Below are 18,726 nucleotides of genomic sequence, written 5' to 3'. Positions count from 1 at the left end.
TATAAAATATATGAAGTAATTAACCCTTCAATTTCACTTGCTTCACAGTATCAAGAATTTGTTTATAGTTGGCCGGATCATGTCCGAACCGTCCAATAAATACTCCATCCACATCATCATGAGAAGTAATCTCATAAACATTATCCTTGCTTACTGATCCGCCATAGATAATGCGGACAGATTCTGCTAATTCTGTGCTGTATGATTCTTTAACAATCTCCCGGATTAATTCATGGGTCTGATGTACATATGCTGCATCAGCTGCTTCTGCCTTCCCGATTGCCCACACCGGCTCATAGGCTAAAATAACCTTTTCAATAAGGGCTTCATTCACTTCACCAAAAGAAGCAAGAATTTGTTTCTTTAGTTCTTGTTTCCGCTCTGCCCTGTTATCCAGACGCACTCCTTCCCCAATACATAATACCGGAGTCAGCCCTTTTTCCAGGGTGAGTTTTGTTTTTAAATGAATCATATCAAGTGTTTCATGAAAAATACGCTGTCTCTCTGCATGTCCAATTTCAACATGCGTCCCGCCCAAATCGATAATGGACTCAATAGAAACCTCTCCTGTATAAGCTCCATTTTCATAAGGGGAAATATTTTGTGCTCCAAAAGCAATTTCAGATCCTTTTAACGCTTGTGCCACAGGATATATAACTCCCAGGGACGGAAAGACGAATTTTTCTACATCTTTTTCGTTTGTGGTAACCTCGGCAAGAGCCTTCACCAATTCCGTTGCCTTATCGACCGTATTGACATATGTTTTATAGCTGATTCCAACGACTGGCTTCCTCGTCATGCAGAAGCCGCCTCTTTCAAACGTTTTAAGAACACTTCCATCATCATCCAGGCGGATTCCGCCCCTGGATCTTTATGACCGATAGCACGCTCGCCTAAACGCATAGCGCGGCCTTTTTTAGCAATAAGGGGTATCGTTGATTCAGCGCCTTCTTTCATCGCTTCTACAAAAGCAGTAAATTTCTCAACAGGATCCTCTGGAGAATCTTGCTTCAGCACCTCAGCTCCAGGAAGAAAAGCATCAATCATTGTTTTATCACCAAGTTCAGCTTTCCCTCTAAGCTGAATAGATTCGATACCATTTAAAAGCATGCCGCAAAATTCATCGAAGGTAACTTCATTTTTACCGGTAACATCCTTGCCAGCCTTCATGAAAAAGCTGCCGTAAAGCGGACCAGAAGAACCCCCGACTTTACCGAGAAGAAGCATACCTACCTTTTTAAAGATGGTTGAGATGTCTGCTGCATTCTCATTAATCGTGTCTAACTGCTTTGTTACTTCCCGAAAACCGATTGTTAAATTAATACCATGATCGCCATCTCCAATTGCAGAATCCAACTGCTGCAAATGCTCTGACTCTTTGTCTACAAACGGGAGCATATCACGAAAAACATTTATAAAATATTCTCTATCTAATACAAGTGTTGACATAGAATTTCCCTCCATCATATTCTCAAATTGAAGAATATATGCTAATTATTGCTTAGAATTTGATGTTTGGAATATCCGTTGGATAGTCCAATAATTCTTTTAATTCATCATCTAATTTTACCAGTGTGATAGACATCCCTACCATGTCCATGGATGTTGCGTAGTTCCCTACGAGGTTTTTATAAACTTTAATGCCTTTTTCACTTAATACTTGCTCTACACGGCGATATACGATATATTGATCCATTAACGGCAATCCGCCAAGTCCGTTAACAAGCACATAAGTTTCATCGCCGCTGTCTAAGCTGTGGTCTTCTAAAATATATCCTAAAAGTTCATCAACCACTTCGTCAGCAGGACGAATCTTATCTCTTCTTACTCCAGGCTCACCATGGATACCCATACCGATTTCCATATCTCCTTCTTCCATTTCAAAGATATTTTTACCAGTAGCAGGTAATGTACAAGAGGATAATGCAACCCCCATTGATCTGGTAGCAGCATTTGCCTTTTCAGCTGCAGCCTTTACCTCTGGAAGTTCTAATCCTTTTGCAGCCGCGGCAGCTGCAGCTTTAAATACAAATATATCGCCGGCAACACCACGGCGGTCTTCTATATTTTCAGAAGAATATACATCATCCGTTATTGTTACTGTTTCTACCTGAATGCCTTCATCAGCAGCCATTTCAGCACCCATATCAAAATTCATCACGTCACCGGCATAGTTACCGTACATGTAAAGGCAGCCTTTTCCAGTATCTACTGCTTTTACAGCATTGTAGCAAGGCTCTGGAGAGGGAGAAGTATTTACGTTACCGACTACAGAAGCGTCTGCAAAGTTTTCACCTACATAGTTAATGAACAATGGCTCGTGTCCTGATCCACCGCCAATGATAATTCCTACTTTGCTTTTATCACCGCGTTTCTTGCTGACAACAACACGTTTATCATGTTCTAATAGCTCTACATAATCACTATTTGCTTTAGTAAACCCTTCCAGCAGCTCCTCAACAACCTCATAACCATCATTGACTAAACGTTTCATTTTATTTTCCTCCAATTCCTAGATATATATTTTTGTAACCTATTTCAAAACGAATTGAAAACCCTTTCAGTATGGCGTATAAGAAGGCAAGCTGTTACAGCTTGGACACTTCTTCAATAATTGCGTCAATATCATTTGTAATGGTTGATTGTACAGAAGCAACAAACGCGCCTTCTACAATTGGTCCTTCTACAATTTTACATTTTGCCTGTAAATCTTCATCTAATAAATCAATTGCAGTCTCTGCGCTTAACAACGCACTTCCCATATCATAGAAAACCAAGATGTTTTCACAATCCTGAAGCTCCTCAATTTTACTCATGATGATTGTAGCGCTGGTTCCCAGACGGCCATCATCTGTACCTCCGGCCGAGTGAACGTTTACATTATCACCATTCATCTCGAGGATAAGATCCTTCAATCCTTCTGTTACCTTTTGACTGTGTGATACCAAAACAATACCTACGGATGATTGAGCGTTATTTGCCATCGTTTATTTCTCCTTTATCAAAGTGATAAACTTATACTTAACATTTACAGCTATTCAAAATACCCGGCAAAAAGTCTTTTGTTTATCCAAGTTTTTTGAACATATATTTATAGTAATATCATATCACTTTTTTTCGAAATCTGCATATTTTTTTATTTGTTTTTATTTCAATTCGATTTACTAAGAATATCTTTGCATTTACTGCATTATTGCAGCCAAGAAAATTCGAAAAGCAAAACGTCTTTACAGATTGAGAATGTTCCATCCCAGAATTAGTGCCAAGACTGGCGCTGTGCGGTTACTCGCTCCACCGAAAATATTTGTCACAATATCTGCACCGTAATGTCATGTACACCAAAAACATAGAGATTGCGCCCCGTCCTTTGAGAGAGGATCGACATTAGCCGAATAATAATGCAAGTCTTCTTTGCAGGGTGACGCATCTCTTTATTTTATTCTGATAACTGCTGATGAACATCCTTATTCATTGCTTTGCTTTATATCTGTTCACTGAGATAAGGTGCAATATCTGCTAATAAATCATCACAGCTGTCTGCATGGATTCTTAACTTTAGTGGCTTCGTCAAGTCCAGGCTAAATATACCCATGATTGATTTAGCACTCAATACATACGTATCTGAAATAATATCTACCTTATAATCATAACGTGATACAATTTCTACAAAATCCTTTACATCATTAATCTTTTCTAAGCTGACATAACGCTCAACCATCAAATTCCTCCTTTATACCTCCTGTTGCCTCCTTTATCATAGCTTACAGGAGCAGCTATTATTGTGTCCAAACTATGTATCCTTGCTATCATACTTGGACAATAGTTATCTTTATTTTCTCATTCCTCTAGTACTTTGTAAACTTTTCAAAACACCAGATACACAAGTAATATTGATTCTTTTAATAGCTGCTATTATTTCATTTTATTAATCAACTAAATACGGTTTAATTGCTGCCAATAAATCATCACATTCATCAGCATGTATCTTTAATGTTAAAGGCTGTGTAAGATCCAAACTAAATATTCCCAGTATAGATTTTGCATTCATTACATATCTGCCGGAGATAATATCCACCTGATAATCAAATTTTGTCATCGTCTCTACAAATTCTTTTACATCATTAATCTTCTCCAGCTTTACAGTGCGTTCAACCATTGTCATCCTCCTTTATAAAATGGATATTTTTATATTTTTTCTAATAGTTTACTTAAATTTCGTTGTCACGTTTTTTATCCCAGTATAATTTCATAATTTCAGTTAATGTATACCACTCTTTATAACGCGCTTCATATAAAGGATAGGTTGAAGCATCTGGATTAACAGCAGGAAGAACATTAACTGCATTTGCAAAAGCATCCTCATAGCTTTCGTAAACGCCTGTTGCTACACCCGCAACAATAGCAGCTCCTAATGCGCCGACCTCCTCACAATCTACTACTTCAATAGGCAGCTCAAGTACATTAGCAAATATCCTAGCCCATACTTTACTGCGTGCAATACCTCCAGTTAATCGTAATTTATCTGCTTTAATACCTGCATTGCGTAAAATATCGATATGGTACTTATGCACGAAGGACACTCCTTCTGCTACTGCATAAGCAAATTCAGCATACGTCGTGTTCTGATCAACATTAAAGAAGTTTGCTTTTGCTTCTGTATGCAGACTTGGCTGCGCCACGAATGGGTGATAGATAACTTTTGCTCTTTCAATGGGAACAAGATCGATCAGCTCATCAAGCACCTCATAATAAGAAATACCTCTTTCCTGTGCTTCTAATTTTGCATTCCCGCCAAGAATTCTGGTAAACCACTCATAATTTGCACCTGATGCACCTGACCAGGAACCGACCAGGTATTCTTCACTATTTAAGTAAGGCATGATTGCTGAAGCCCCCTCTACCATTTTGTCGGTATGTGCCAGGTTAATGGACCATGTTCCTGCTACAGCAGTAAATGTCCCCTCATCCGTAGCACCAGCTCCGACAAGAGAAGCAAATACATCCATCATACCAGCAGCAACAGGGGTACCGGCTAACAGACCCGTTTTTGCTGCTGCTTCATCGGTTACTTCTCCAATAATTTCTTCCGGCTTCTTTGCTAACCTTGGTAATACTTCGTACATTTCAGGAACACCAAAAATATCCATCAACTCTTTAGAGTAATCTAGTGTTTCCATATTTAATAAATTGGATCCCCCGAAGTTATTAGCATCTGCAGCAAATTGATTGGTCAGTTTATAAACAAGATAGTCTTTAAACATAAGGATAGTTCCTATTTTACTATAAACATGTGGTTCATTATCTTTAAACCATCTTAATAATGGACCAGGCTGTCCAGCAAATAAAGAGGCCTTTGTAATTTTATTAACCTGAGCTGCTTTGCCTTCTGCTATCATCTGTTCAACAATGTCCGTTGCACGGTAATCCTGTGAGAAAGCGCCCGGTGCTATCGTACTTCCATCTTTATCTAGAACTACTAGACCATTTCCAAAAGATGTAATCCCGACACCTTTAATCTCAGCAGGATTTATGTTGGCCTGTTTAATTGTTTCTCTAATACTTTCATAAGTAGAATCACCTAAAGCATCTACATCAAACTCTTCAAAGCCTTTCCCCCGTGGTCGTAAACGCATACTGCTCGTTGCATATGAAGCAATAACCTTCCCCTTTGTATCAAAAAGATTTGTCTTAATAGATGTATTTCCCGCATCAATACCAATTAAATACATTCTTTTTCTCCCCCTTTTGAAAACCCTTACAATTTAAAAATAAAAAAGCTAAAGACCCCACTATAATACCGCCTGACAAGATGTGGGTCTTTAGCTGAATTCATCTCACTATTCAACTTCAATATATTTTGTTGTAAAAGAAAGTGCTTACACTTTATTTAAATTTATATTACATGAGACATAATCTATCTGTCAAGATATACGTCATTAAATTTGTCAGAAAACAAAAATTATTATCAGATGTAAATTTCCTCCAACAAAATAATGGTATATTTCGATATAAATTTTTATTTCATTTAAATTTTTGACATTGTCACAGGTATTCTATAACATTATAGTACTGAAGCAGGATTGGAGTTGGATAAACTTTTATGAGCACTTATCAATCATTAGAAGTTATACCTTCTGTTAAAGATTTAAAATATCTTTCTGATGCATTAAAAAGCCCACATAAGTATATTGCTCTTACAAATGCACATATTGGTAATTTGAAAAATTTAGTTGATTTATGTCATCAGGCAAATAAAAAAGTAATTGTTAATCTTGAATTGCTTAGTGGATTTAACGCAGATTCTATCGGAATTAAATTATTAAAACAACATTTCAAGGTGGACCTTATCATTGCAAAAGGGACCTCTAAAATAAGTATGGCAAAAACTGCCGGTTTAATGACTATCCAGCGTATCGTTTTGGAGGATTCCATTGCATTGGATGCAGCTCTGAAAATTGTCCAAGAATCAAAAGCTGATATGGTTGAGCTAAGACCGGGCCTTTTTGGTATGAAGTTTTTTCAAGAATTCCATCAAACGCGTGATGTCCCCTATATTTTAAGTGGTTTTATGAGTGAGAAAGAAGACTTTGAAAAAGCAGAGAAATTAGGATTCTTTGGAGCTACAACAAGCTGTAAAGATATCTGGAATGAATAGGGGGAAGATTTTTTGACTCATGGTTTAATCCATCATATTGAGCTTTATGTTTCTGATTTGAGTAAATCCACTGCCTTTTGGGGCTGGTTCTTAAGAGAACTCGGATACACGTCTTTCCAAAAATGGGAAGGTGGTCAGAGCTGGAAGCTTGAAGATACTTATCTTGTATTTGTGCAGGCAGAAGAAAGGTTTTTAGACATTCCCTATCATCGATGCCGGACCGGTCTAAATCATTTAGCCTTTCATGCAAGCTCGCGGGAATTTGTAGATGAAATGACGAAAAAGCTTCAGCAAAGAGGAGTTACTATTCTATACTCTGACCGCCACCCATTTGCGGGAGGAGAGAATCATTATGCTGTTTATTTTGAGGATCCGGATAGAGTGAAAGTAGAATTGGTTGCACCTTAATATGTTTTAGCTAAGATAAATTTTGAGAAAATCTCATGTATATGTTCATTTATCTGGAATACGGAAATAGAAATTTCTAAATAAAAAAGCAATTCCTTACATGTTAAAGGTTTTGCTTTTTTGTATATATAATACTTTCTTTTGACTGGTAACAGGTATATATCATCATCCTCAATACTCATGATACATCCTGGTCTGAAAAGATCTTATTCTTAAATTTATAGCCCAGCTTTTTAGCTGGTTCTAAGGATTCTCGATTTGACCTATCCCGGCACTTATTCATTATCAAGTCAAGCTCAGAGGCTGCTATAGTCGCCAAACCTTTTTTTCTATATTGAGGATGTGTGGCAATCTCAATATCATTGTCATTTATACTCAATGGGGTTGCTGCAGAAGCTGCTTTTCCTTCATGTAAGATAGCATAACCTATACTTCTTTTTATAAAATCATTTATAGTAAAATGCTTTTATTAACAACATACTAAATCTTACACCTTCTCCCTGTCTATTTGCTGTATTTCCGACAAATCATACCTGTTACAGCATAAGCTTTTAACTAAAATACGCTAAAAATGTGTAATACAGAGATAATCGGAGTAAAAAGCTGTTCTTTTCTAGAAAACTATGTCTAACCATGTTTTAGCAAATTATTTGCACAGAAATAACTGGTTTTAACGTTTGAGTTAAAAGACTAATAAGTATAGCATTAAGTTTGCTTGCTCGTAATAAATATCATAGTTGTGCCGCAGTTGATGAAGCTATTAAAAAAGTAATATATAATAGGAGGATATTTTTACATATGATGAACTTTACATGGAAAAGGCTGGGGATAATAGCTGGTCTATCCTTATCTCTAATTGTCGCAGGTTGCGGTTCCGATGATGAGAGCGCACAATCTGAATCTAGTATTAGTGAAGAACTGGATTATACAATTACTGGTACCGAACCCGGCGCTGGACAAACTCAAAAAAATGAAGAAGTTTTAGCTTCATACGATAACCTTGCCGGCTGGGAACAGGAATTGTCTTCAGCAGGAGCAATGTTAACACAATTAAGTGATGCGATTGACAATGAAGAACCAATCGTCTTTAGTGCATGGTCTCCGCACTATATGTTTGCCAAGTGGGATATAAAATATTTAGATGATCCACAGGGTATTCATGGAGATGAAGAACAGATCACAACGATTATAAGAGAAGGCTTGGAGAATGATATGCCTGAAGCTTATACCGTTCTTGATCGTATACAATTAGAGCTTCCAGATTTAGAAGAAGCATTATTAGAATCCCAGGAAAAGGACTTTGCTGAAGTAGCACAAGATTGGGCAGATGCTAATCAGGATATTGTTGCAGAATGGACGGAAGGGGTAAGCTCTGTGGATGGAACTTCTATAGAACTGGCTCTTTTACCTTGGGATGATGCCATTTTCACAGCAAACGTTGCTAAAATTGCACTAGAACAACAAGGCTTTAATGTGACACTGACACAGGTTGATCCAGCTATTATGTTTGAATCGATAGCAACAGGGAGCGCTGATGCGTCATTAGCAGTCTGGATGCCAGTGACACATGCCGAATTATATGAGCAATACGAAAGTAATTTTGAAGATTTGGGACCTAATTTAGAGGGTGCCAAAACCGGCTTAGCTGTACCAGCTTATATGGATATTGATTCTCTCGAAGATTTAGAACCAAAAGAATAGTACTTTCTAAGCTATAAAAAACAATATGCACGATGCTAAATAAAGCAGACTTTTCAAATGTTCAATCATTATAATATGAGCGCTATTGAGTATATAAAAGACCTGAAGATCTTATATTTGCACTTAAATACACTAATTATTCCTAATTGTGGTCAATTTTAATAGAGCATTCCCAAATCTAAATGGGAATGCTCTTCTTTGATTACTTCATGAAGCTGAAATGGTGGATATTTTCCATTTTAATAAATCAGTTAAAACCCTTAAAATTCCTTAAAACTATTATTTTGATTGGCAGGATTGATACATAGATATAAAAGGGCGTGCTTCAAATTGAAGCGCGCCCTTTTATATCAGCGTTTTTAGTAAAGCTTCCAAGCGGACTTGAACCGCTGACCCCTTCCTTACCATGGAAGTGCTCTACCGGCTGAGCTATGGAAGCAAATGGCTCCACAGGTAGGATTCGAACCTACGACCGATCGGTTAACAGCCGATTGCTCTACCACTGAGCTACTGTGGAATACAAATTAAATTTAGGTAAAAAAATAAGCCTGGCGGCGTCCTACTCTTGCAGGGGGAATCCCCCAACTACCATTGGCGCTGAAGAACTTAACTTCTGTGTTCGGCATGGAAACAGGTGTGACCTCTTCGCTATCGCTACCAGACTTATTTATTTAGGATTTGCACCCTGAAAACTAAATAAGAGTAATGTGACATCAAAAAACTTAGATAAGTCCTCAATCGATTAGTATCCGTCAGCTGCACGTGTCGCCACGCTTCCACCTCGGACCTATCAACCTCATCGTCTCTGAGGGATTTTACTCACTTGAAGTGATGGGAAGTTTCATCTTGAGGGGGGCTTCATGCTTAGATGCTTTCAGCACTTATCCTTTCCACACGTAGCTACCCAGCTATGCTCCTGGCGGAACAACTGGTACACCAGCGGTGTGTCCATCCCGGTCCTCTCGTACTAAGGACAGCTCCTCTCAAACTTCCAACGCCCACGACGGATAGGGACCGAACTGTCTCACGACGTTCTGAACCCAGCTCGCGTACCGCTTTAATGGGCGAACAGCCCAACCCTTGGGACCGACTACAGCCCCAGGATGCGATGAGCCGACATCGAGGTGCCAAACCTCCCCGTCGATGTGAACTCTTGGGGGAGATAAGCCTGTTATCCCCGGGGTAGCTTTTATCCGTTGAGCGATGGCCCTTCCATGCGGAACCACCGGATCACTAAGCCCGACTTTCGTCCCTGCTCGACTTGTAGGTCTCGCAGTCAAGCTCCCTTCTGCCTTTACACTCTACGAATGATTTCCAACCATTCTGAGGGAACCTTTGGGCGCCTCCGTTACCTTTTAGGAGGCGACCGCCCCAGTCAAACTGCCCGCCTGACACTGTCTCCGAACCGGATTACGGTCCTGGGTTAGAATGGTCATACAGTTAGGGTGGTATCCCACGGGTGCCTCCACGTAAGCTGGCGCTCACGCTTCAAAGGCTCCCACCTATCCTGTACAAACTGCACAAACATTCCATATCAGGCTACAGTAAAGCTCCACGGGGTCTTTCCGTCCTGTCGCGGGTAATGCGCATCTTCACGCATAGTATAATTTCACCGGGTCTCTCGTTGAGACAGTGCCCAAGTCGTTGCACCTTTCGTGCGGGTCGGAACTTACCCGACAAGGAATTTCGCTACCTTAGGACCGTTATAGTTACGGCCGCCGTTTACTGGGGCTTCGGTTCAAAGCTTCGCTCCGAAGAGCTAACTCTTCCCCTTAACCTTCCAGCACCGGGCAGGTGTCAGCCCCTATACTTCGCCTTTCGGCTTCGCAGAGACCTGTGTTTTTGCTAAACAGTCGCTTGGGCCTATTCACTGCGGCTCACTCACAAGTGAGCACCCCTTCTCCCGAAGTTACGGGGTCATTTTGCCGAGTTCCTTAACGAGAGTTCTCCCGCTCACCTTAGGATTCTCTCCTCGCCTACCTGTGTCGGTTTGCGGTACGGGCACCTATGATCTAACTAGAGGCTTTTCTTGGCAGTGTGAAATCAGGAACTTCGGTACTCTATTTCCCTCCCCATCACAGCTCAGAAATATGTCAGACGGATTTGCCTATCTGACTTCCTCGCATGCTTGGACGCACATCCATCAGTGCGCACTCCTTATCCTCCTGCGTCCCCCCATTGTTCAAACAATCATGAGGTGGTACAGGAATATCAACCTGTTGTCCATCGCCTACGCCTGTCGGCCTCGGCTTAGGTCCCGACTAACCCTGAGAGGACGAGCCTTCCTCAGGAAACCTTAGGCATTCGGTGAAAGAGATTCTCACTCTTTTTTCGCTACTCATACCGGCATTCTCACTTCAAAGCGCTCCACCAGTCCTCACGGTCTGACTTCTCTGCACTTTGAACGCTCTCCTACCATTGTTCGTAAGAACAATCCGCAGCTTCGGTGATACGTTTAGCCCCGGTACATTTTCGGCGCAGCGTCACTCGACCAGTGAGCTATTACGCACTCTTTCAATGATGGCTGCTTCTAAGCCAACATCCTGGTTGTCTGTGCAACGCCACATCCTTTTCCACTTAACGTATACTTTGGGACCTTAGCTGGCGGTCTGGGCTGTTTCCCTTTCGACTATGAACCTTATCACCCATAGTCTGACTCCCAAGTTGAAGTAACTGGCATTCGGAGTTTGACTGAATTCGGTAACCCGGTAGGGGCCCCTAGTCCAATCAGTGCTCTACCTCCAGTACTCACGATCTTGAGGCTAGCCCTAAAGCTATTTCGGAGAGAACCAGCTATCTCCGTGTTCGATTGGAATTTCACCGCTACCCACACCTCATCCCCGCATTTTTCAACATACGTGGGTTCGGGCCTCCAGTCAGTGTTACCTGACCTTCACCCTGGACATGGGTAGATCACACGGTTTCGGGTCTACGACCGCATACTCATTCGCCCTATTCAGACTCGCTTTCGCTACGGCTCCGTGTCTTCCACTTAACCTTGCATACAATCGTAACTCGCCGGTCCATTCTACAAAAGGTACGCCGTCACCCATTAACGGGCTCCGACTACTTGTAGGCACACGGTTTCAGGTTCTATTTCACTCCCCTTCCGGGGTGCTTTTCACCTTTCCCTCACGGTACTGGTTCACTATCGGTCACTAGGTAGTATTTAGCCTTGGGAGATGGTCCTCCCGGATTCCGACGGAATTCCACGTGTTCCGCCGTACTCAGGATACACTCCGGAGGAAATTCCTTTTCAACTACAGGGCTGTTACCTTCTTCGGCTGACCTTTCCAAGTCGATTCGTTTAAAGAATTTCTTTGTAACTCCAATGGAGTGTCCTACAACCCCAAGAAGCAAGCTTCTTGGTTTGGGCTCTTTCCGTTTCGCTCGCCGCTACTCAGGAAATCGATTTTTCTTTCTCTTCCTCCAGGTACTGAGATGTTTCAGTTCCCCGGGTCTGCCTCATCTACCCTATGTATTCAGATAGATGTCCTGTCCCATTACGAACAGTGGGTTCCCCCATTCGGAAATCCCCGGATCAAAGTTTACTTACAACTCCCCGAGGCATATCGGTGTTAGTCCCGTCCTTCATCGGCTCCTAGTGCCAAGGCATCCACCGTGCGCCCTTATTCACTTAACTAAAGTTTTGGAATAAGTTTGCTGATTACTTCGTAATCAGTTGTGTTGCTATATCAATAGCTTTTTTGCCTTATTTCTAAAGTTTGATGTCGTTGTTACTCTTATTTAGTTTTCAAGGTACAAAATGGAGCCTAGCGGGATCGAACCGCTGACCTCCTGCGTGCAAGGCAGGCGCTCTCCCAGCTGAGCTAAGGCCCCATAATAATATATAATTTAGATGGTGGGCCTGAGTGGACTCGAACCACCGACCTCACGCTTATCAGGCGTGCGCTCTAACCGGCTGAGCTACAGGCCCATCTAATTTTTAAAAGAGAATTACTCTCTCAAAACTGAACCAAACAACCAAGTACGATGGCCCACACGATGTGGGTTATGTCGATGTTGCCACACGACGTGGCGAACTTCATCGACGTTCCTTTTTAATCCTTAGAAAGGAGGTGATCCAGCCGCACCTTCCGATACGGCTACCTTGTTACGACTTCACCCCAATCATTCGTCCCACCTTCGGCGGCTGGCTCCAAAAAGGTTACCTCACCGACTTCGGGTGTTACGAACTCTCGTGGTGTGACGGGCGGTGTGTACAAGACCCGGGAACGTATTCACCGCGGCATGCTGATCCGCGATTACTAGCGATTCCGGCTTCATGTAGGCGAGTTGCAGCCTACAATCCGAACTGAGAACGGTTTTATGGGATTTGCTTGACCTCGCGGGCTTGCTTCCCTTTGTTCCGTCCATTGTAGCACGTGTGTAGCCCAGGTCATAAGGGGCATGATGATTTGACGTCATCCCCACCTTCCTCCGGTTTGTCACCGGCAGTCACCTTAGAGTGCCCAACTAAATGCTGGCAACTAAGATCAAGGGTTGCGCTCGTTGCGGGACTTAACCCAACATCTCACGACACGAGCTGACGACAACCATGCACCACCTGTCACTTTGTCCCCGAAGGGAAAACTCTGTCTCCAGAGCGGTCAAAGGATGTCAAGACCTGGTAAGGTTCTTCGCGTTGCTTCGAATTAAACCACATGCTCCACCGCTTGTGCGGGTCCCCGTCAATTCTTTTGAGTTTCAGCCTTGCGGCCGTACTCCCCAGGCGGAGTGCTTAATGCGTTAACTTCAGCACTAAGGGGCGGAAACCCCCTAACACCTAGCACTCATCGTTTACGGCGTGGACTACCAGGGTATCTAATCCTGTTCGCTCCCCACGCTTTCGCTCCTCAGCGTCAGTTACAGACCAGAGAGTCGCCTTCGCCACTGGTGTTCCTCCACATCTCTACGCATTTCACCGCTACACGTGGAATTCCACTCTCCTCTTCTGCACTCAAGTCCTCCAGTTTCCAATGCACGTTTACGGTTGAGCCGCAAGATTTCACATCAGACTTAAAGAACCGCCTGCGAGCGCTTTACGCCCAATAATTCCGGACAACGCTTGCCACCTACGTATTACCGCGGCTGCTGGCACGTAGTTAGCCGTGGCTTTCTGGTCGGGTACCGTCAAGGTACGATCAGTTACTATCATACTTGTTCTTCCCCGACAACAGAGTTTTACGATCCGAAAACCTTCATCACTCACGCGGCGTTGCTCCGTCAGACTTTCGTCCATTGCGGAAGATTCCCTACTGCTGCCTCCCGTAGGAGTCTGGGCCGTGTCTCAGTCCCAGTGTGGCCGATCACCCTCTCAGGTCGGCTACGCATCGTCGCCTTGGTGAGCCATTACCCCACCAACTAGCTAATGCGCCGCAGGCCCATCTGTAAGTGACAGCAAAAGCCGCCTTTCAACTTACCATCAGGAGATGATAAGTATTATCCGGTATTAGCTCGCGTTTCCGCGAGTTATCCCAGTCTTACAGGCAGGTTGCCTACGTGTTACTCACCCGTCCGCCGCTCGTTCCACGAACGTCCCTCCGAAGAGTTCTGTCCGCTTCCCGCGCTCGACTTGCATGTATTAGGCACGCCGCCAGCGTTCGTCCTGAGCCAAGATCAAACTCTCCATAAAAGTGTTTGTTTCTTTAGCTTTCAGAAGTCAACTTCTGACTTAAATATTCAAGAAAAACGAGGTGTTTTTCTTCTTTCGTACTGGTTGTTTTGTTCAGTTTTCAAAGAGCAATTTTTAATCTGTCGTTTTTCGCGACAAGATATAATTTATCATGTTTCGTTTTTGTTGTCAATACTTTTTTTGAAGTGTTTTGTCGAAGTAATTTCGTTTTGATTCGTTCGCTTCTGACAACAGAAATTAATATACCATAGAAAATGGAGAAGGGCAATACTTTTCCACAAAAAAACTAAACAAATTACTTTTTTCATTTTCTTCTTGATAAAGCATTATAGAACTCTCTACATATAGATACTCTATTCCCTTTTCACCAAGAAATTATACCTTTTACAACCATTTATACAATGAATGCTGCTCTCTCATGCCCCCTTCTCTTGTCTCCTGTTATCTATTTCACCAAGAGTACACCATATCAACTGATTCATTCCTTTCCCCCACACTTCTATCATAATTTTCTCTATAGAATAATGCATGCTTGTACATATCTCAAAATATACAACATATATATAGACTAGAACAAACTATTTCGCACTACTTCAACTAATTCTTAATTTAATACAACAAAAAAAGGAGGAACAAAATTGAATCACTTCTATACAATTCGCTTGAACCGGAAGAAAATATTATTAATAACAGCTATTGTTTTCGCAGCAGCAATTCTTATTTGGACGCAAACCTCCTCTATCATGGCTATTTTTACTAAGGATGAACCTGCAGCTCTATCAAAAGGAAATGAAGATTTAGAAGATGTTGCCGTCACCTTTAACATTAGCTGGGGAGAAGAAAAAGTAGAAAGCATCCTTGAAGTATTAGAAAATGAAGATGTACAGGCTACGTTTTTTGTCAGCGGTGAATGGGCTGAGCGTCATCCAGATTTATTGGAAGCTATTTCTGAAGGAGCACATGAAATCGGCCTGCTCGGCTATCGTTACAAAAGTTATTTAGACCAAGAGCCGGAACAAATAAGAAAGGATTTGATAAAAGCACAGGAAGTAATGAATAAATTAGGGTATGAGGATATTCAGCTTCTTCGTACACCACACGGCCATTTAAACGAGGAAATTATTGAACTCGCAGAGGGTATGCAATTTCAGGTTGTTCATTGGAATGTGAATCCGGATGACTGGGAAAACCCTGGAGTAGAAGTAATTATTGATGAGGTTATGAAACAAACAGAAAACGGTGATATCATACTTTTACATGCTTCTGACAGCGCTAAACAAACGGCTGAAGCTCTGGAAACAGTTCTACCGGGCTTAAAAAATAAAGGGTTTGGACTGATTACTATATCTGAGATGATTAACCAGGCAAAAGCAGACGCGGAGCTGATTGATTAACTCATTCTGTCATTTCTGAATGCTGTTTCTTAAAAGATAAAGTTTTATTCACAAATTTAGATCTAGGCAATATGCCGGTCTTTTGAATATAGATTAGTTTGTAAACATTAAACAGGCAGCTCCTTTCTATATAGAAAGGAGCTGCCTGTTTAATTATCATAATAGAAGAAAGAAATCACAATACGGCAGAGCAAAGGAAAGGCCATATAATTATTTATATGAAGTTGCTTTACGCTTTTTTAGTTGAATTTTTTTTAGATTTTGATATAGATGTTTGCCCTTTTTTCGGTTCTTTTTCCACGAAAGGCAACCGATGAAGTGTTAAGATCTGATAAGTGTTACAAACTAATAATGGTACAACCATCAACCAGGCATAATCTATACTGTCCACCATTAATCCGGGTACCCATTCGACCGTTGTAAAAACAATCATGAAAAAAAGTGCAGGAACAAAAGCTGTCGAATTGGTTTCTTTTGCTTTTATCTTTGCAACACTCCATCCAATCACCAGCATCGCTGCTGCAATCAGTATAAACCAATATATCGCTGCATTTCCCTCTGCAGCACGATACGGGAAGTAGATAAGATCAAATAAAACAAAGACAATCAGACCAACCTGTACTGTTGGCCAATACCCTTTAAATAAATTCAGCCCCATCCGATTCACAAATAAATATGCAAAAAAACCAGTCATACTTACTGCCGCAAATGTCAGACCAAGCGCTAAGAAGAAAAGAAATACCCCGAGTAACTCCAATGCATCAAATGGAGACATATATGTAAGATATTCCTCTGGTCGTATAAAAAAGCTTGCAATTAATCCGGCAAGCCCACCAAACCAGAATGCTTTCCAAAAGAAATTAACTAATATTCTTGTGTTCAATTTTTCACCTCCTAAAGAAGTAACCACTCGTATTTTATCATGAAGTGTCCGATTTTTCTTCATTGCTTGTGTATATTTTGTTAAATTATCAAACATATTAAGAGTATATAGATTATGTTCTCATTACAGACCTTCTCATCAAATCGACACTGGAATTGTACCTGTCTTTATTGCTTGAGCAGGCGCTGAAAATTAAAACAGCCCTATCCTTAATGAAAGAATACATGCATGAAAAAAGTTTTTACTTTCTTATTTCATAAAGAAAGGAGCGTATTTTATGAAACGTCACATATCCATTTTATTCCTAGTCTTATCCATTTTCTTTATCTCTGCTTGCGGAAACAATGATGATTCTCATGAAGCAGAGTATGAAACCACTAAAAAGATGGTCATTGATATTCTTCAGACAGAGGAAGGTAAGGAAGCATTAAAGGATTTACTAGCCGATAAAGAATTACAGGAGCTTTTGGTTATAGAATCTGATGAAGTAAAAGAAACTGTAACAAAGGCTATATCATCTGAAGAAAGTAAAGAAAATTGGAAGAAAATGTTCCAAGATCCTGAATTCATACAAACTTATGCGAAGTCCATCTCCGGTGAGCAAAAAAACCTTATGAAGGATCTCATGCATGACAGCCAATTCCAGGAACAAATGATTGAAATATTGAAAAACCCTGAGGTCGATAAGCAGATGCTTTCTATTTTGACAAGCCAGGCATTTCGCGCCCATCTTGAAAAAACCATACAAGAAACACTTCAATCTCCGCTATTCCAGGAAAAGATAAACAAGGCTCTAGAAGAAGCTGCAAAGAAAGATTCATCCGGTGGCAGCAGTGAGGAAAGTAACCAAAATTCATCTAACGGCGATGAAAATAGTGATGATTCATCCAGTTAGTACTTGAATAAACTTTCCTGCATATGTATTTCCTCTTTAAAACACGAAAAAGATAGAACGCTGCTGTCAAAACAAGTGTCCTATCTTTTTCTATCTTACCCCTCTAATTTCGCAATAATTTTTGCGGCAATTTTATGATATTCTTTTCCATTAGGATGATCCTCCTGGTAAACAGATGGAGCAAACTCATCCTCTTCTTCATAAGGCTGTTGGAGTGACAACTGGCCAAGAACCTTTGTTTTCAGTACGTCAGCAAGCTTCTTGCCGCCGCCTTCTCCAAAAACGTATTCCTTCTCACCTGTTTTCTTGCTTTCAAAGTACGCCATATTTTCAACAACACCAAGAATCTCATGATCTGTTTTCAAAGCCATTTGTCCCGCACGTGCTGCTACAAAAGCTGCTGTTGGATGCGGTGTAGTAACAATAACCTCTTTACAAGATGGTAAGAGCTCGTGGACATCCATTGCAATATCCCCTGTTCCAGGTGGTAAATCAAGCAATAGATAATCTAATTCTCCCCACTCCACTTCTGTGAAAAAGCTGTTTAACATCTTGCCAAGCATTGGGCCACGCCAGATAATCGGTGAATTATCTTCCACAAAAAAGCCCATGGAGACAACTTTGACACCAAAACGCTCAACAGGAATGATCTTTTCCCCGCGAACAACCGGTCTTTCTTCTATACCCATCATATCCGGTACACTAAAACCATAAATATCCGCATCGATAATTCCTACTTTTTTACCTAAACGCATTAGGGAAACCGCTAAGTTAACGGTTACAGTTGATTTACCAACGCCCCCTTTTCCACTTGCTACAGCAACAAATTGTGTATTGGAAGCACCACTGATTAACGTTTCTTCTTTTGCTTTTTCCGCTTCAGACTGATATTTCTTTATCGTTTCTTCTGGCAGCTGTTCAAATCGCAGCCCTACTGTATTGGCACCATTACGTTTTAAAATACCTACAATCTCTTGCTGCAACTGCATTTGTTCGCCAGTATTCATTTTGGAAATTCCAATTTTCACACTGACATGCTTTTTCTCTTCCTTAATCGTAACGGATTGTATAGCATTTAATTCCTCTAAGCTTCTATGTAAAAAAGGATCCTTTACAGAGTTAAGCAACTCTATAACCTCTTCTTGTATTAACATG

Annotated in this window: 15 protein-coding genes, 4 tRNA genes and 3 rRNA genes; 5 read left to right on the top strand and 17 right to left on the bottom strand. The window is 41.1% G+C overall.

The annotated features are described in order from the left end of the window. Positions 1-19: 19 nt before the first annotated feature. From tpiA to MHH51_RS01485, 7 genes are all read right to left on the bottom strand, one after another. Positions 20-799 carry a triose-phosphate isomerase gene (gene tpiA / locus MHH51_RS01515; RefSeq protein WP_339284115.1) on the bottom strand — a complete coding sequence of 260 codons (780 nt, stop codon included), beginning with the start codon at positions 797-799 and terminating at the stop codon, positions 20-22. Continuing rightward, the gene (gene dhaL / locus MHH51_RS01510; RefSeq protein WP_339284113.1) at positions 796-1,449 is read right to left on the bottom strand and encodes a dihydroxyacetone kinase subunit DhaL; all 654 of its coding nucleotides are present in this window, start codon (positions 1,447-1,449) and stop codon (positions 796-798) included. Before dhaL ends, tpiA begins: the two co-directional genes overlap by 4 nt. Positions 1,450-1,501: 52 nt before the next feature. Continuing rightward, complete coding sequence (locus MHH51_RS01505) at positions 1,502-2,494, bottom strand: dihydroxyacetone kinase subunit DhaK (protein WP_147212772.1); 993 nt, start codon at positions 2,492-2,494, stop codon at positions 1,502-1,504. A 94-nt stretch (positions 2,495-2,588) separates the two neighbouring features. Then, positions 2,589-2,984 carry a dihydroxyacetone kinase phosphoryl donor subunit DhaM gene (dhaM, locus tag MHH51_RS01500; RefSeq protein WP_147212773.1) on the bottom strand — a complete coding sequence of 132 codons (396 nt, stop codon included), beginning with the start codon at positions 2,982-2,984 and terminating at the stop codon, positions 2,589-2,591. A 497-nt stretch (positions 2,985-3,481) separates the two neighbouring features. Continuing rightward, positions 3,482-3,718, bottom strand: a complete 237-nt coding sequence (locus MHH51_RS01495; protein WP_156989187.1) for an HPr family phosphocarrier protein — start codon at positions 3,716-3,718, stop codon at positions 3,482-3,484. A gap of 207 nt (positions 3,719-3,925) precedes the next feature. Further along, positions 3,926-4,156, bottom strand: coding sequence for an HPr family phosphocarrier protein (locus tag MHH51_RS01490; protein ID WP_147212775.1), 231 nt, complete (start codon positions 4,154-4,156; stop codon positions 3,926-3,928). Between the two features lie 52 nt (positions 4,157-4,208). Continuing rightward, on the bottom strand, positions 4,209-5,729 hold the full coding sequence (locus tag MHH51_RS01485) for an FGGY-family carbohydrate kinase (protein ID WP_260052888.1): 1,521 nt from the start codon (positions 5,727-5,729) through the stop codon (positions 4,209-4,211). Positions 5,730-6,100: 371 nt separating this feature from the next. Here MHH51_RS01485 and MHH51_RS01480 point away from each other — a divergent pair, with 371 nt between their 5' ends. Continuing rightward, on the top strand, positions 6,101-6,655 hold the full coding sequence (locus tag MHH51_RS01480; protein ID WP_339284110.1) for a glycerol-3-phosphate responsive antiterminator: 555 nt from the start codon (positions 6,101-6,103) through the stop codon (positions 6,653-6,655). Between the two features lie 12 nt (positions 6,656-6,667). After that, on the top strand, positions 6,668-7,063 hold the full coding sequence (locus MHH51_RS01475) for a VOC family protein (RefSeq protein ID WP_147212778.1): 396 nt from the start codon (positions 6,668-6,670) through the stop codon (positions 7,061-7,063). 178 nt (positions 7,064-7,241) lie between these two features. Here MHH51_RS01475 and MHH51_RS01470 read toward each other — a convergent pair whose 3' ends face one another. Then, entirely contained in the window at positions 7,242-7,517 is a 276-nt protein-coding gene (locus MHH51_RS01470; RefSeq protein WP_339286233.1) for a GNAT family N-acetyltransferase, read from the bottom strand. A gap of 344 nt (positions 7,518-7,861) precedes the next feature. Here MHH51_RS01470 and MHH51_RS01465 point away from each other — a divergent pair, with 344 nt between their 5' ends. Continuing rightward, positions 7,862-8,764: a glycine betaine ABC transporter substrate-binding protein gene (locus MHH51_RS01465; protein ID WP_246145299.1), complete on the top strand. Its 903-nt coding sequence runs from the start codon at positions 7,862-7,864 to the stop codon at positions 8,762-8,764. A gap of 366 nt (positions 8,765-9,130) precedes the next feature. Here the strand turns inward: MHH51_RS01465 and MHH51_RS01460 are convergent. The 7 genes from MHH51_RS01460 to MHH51_RS01430 form a co-directional block, all read right to left on the bottom strand. Next, positions 9,131-9,203, bottom strand: a tRNA-Thr gene (locus MHH51_RS01460). 3 nt (positions 9,204-9,206) lie between these two features. Then, a tRNA-Asn gene (locus MHH51_RS01455) sits at positions 9,207-9,281 on the bottom strand. 29 nt (positions 9,282-9,310) lie between these two features. Next, positions 9,311-9,426, bottom strand: a 5S ribosomal RNA gene (gene rrf / locus MHH51_RS01450). A gap of 60 nt (positions 9,427-9,486) precedes the next feature. Continuing rightward, positions 9,487-12,407: ribosomal RNA gene (locus MHH51_RS01445) — 23S ribosomal RNA — on the bottom strand. A 124-nt stretch (positions 12,408-12,531) separates the two neighbouring features. Then, positions 12,532-12,604: transfer RNA gene (locus MHH51_RS01440), tRNA-Ala, on the bottom strand. Positions 12,605-12,624: 20 nt separating this feature from the next. Continuing rightward, positions 12,625-12,701 (bottom strand) — tRNA-Ile (locus tag MHH51_RS01435). A gap of 135 nt (positions 12,702-12,836) precedes the next feature. Then, positions 12,837-14,399 (bottom strand): 16S ribosomal RNA (locus tag MHH51_RS01430). The 16S, 23S and 5S rRNA genes sit together here with 4 tRNA genes alongside, the layout of an rRNA operon. A 638-nt stretch (positions 14,400-15,037) precedes the next feature. Here MHH51_RS01430 and pdaB point away from each other — a divergent pair. Then, positions 15,038-15,793: a polysaccharide deacetylase family sporulation protein PdaB gene (gene pdaB, locus MHH51_RS01425; RefSeq protein ID WP_147211440.1), complete on the top strand. Its 756-nt coding sequence runs from the start codon at positions 15,038-15,040 to the stop codon at positions 15,791-15,793. Between the two features lie 229 nt (positions 15,794-16,022). On the opposite strand, the gene MHH51_RS01420 is transcribed toward pdaB, so the two are convergent. Then, a complete protein-coding gene (locus MHH51_RS01420) occupies positions 16,023-16,676 on the bottom strand; it encodes a KinB-signaling pathway activation protein (RefSeq protein ID WP_147211441.1) in 654 nt (217 codons plus the stop codon). A 277-nt stretch (positions 16,677-16,953) separates the two neighbouring features. Here MHH51_RS01420 and gerD point away from each other — a divergent pair, with 277 nt between their 5' ends. After that, positions 16,954-17,571 (top strand): spore germination lipoprotein GerD, encoded by a 618-nt coding sequence (gene gerD / locus MHH51_RS01415; protein ID WP_156988068.1) that lies wholly within the window; start codon positions 16,954-16,956, stop codon positions 17,569-17,571. Positions 17,572-17,666: 95 nt separating this feature from the next. Here the strand turns inward: gerD and MHH51_RS01410 are convergent, their stop codons facing one another. Further along, positions 17,667-18,725: an Mrp/NBP35 family ATP-binding protein gene (locus MHH51_RS01410; RefSeq protein ID WP_339284106.1), complete on the bottom strand. Its 1,059-nt coding sequence runs from the start codon at positions 18,723-18,725 to the stop codon at positions 17,667-17,669. Position 18,726: the final 1 nt, after the last annotated feature.

Source organism: Oceanobacillus sp. FSL K6-3682 (assembly GCF_037976165.1).
GTDB lineage: Bacteria > Bacillota > Bacilli > Bacillales > Amphibacillaceae > Oceanobacillus > Oceanobacillus sojae.
Note: the sequence above shows the minus strand (reverse complement) of the source record. Positions and strands in the feature narration are given on the sequence as shown.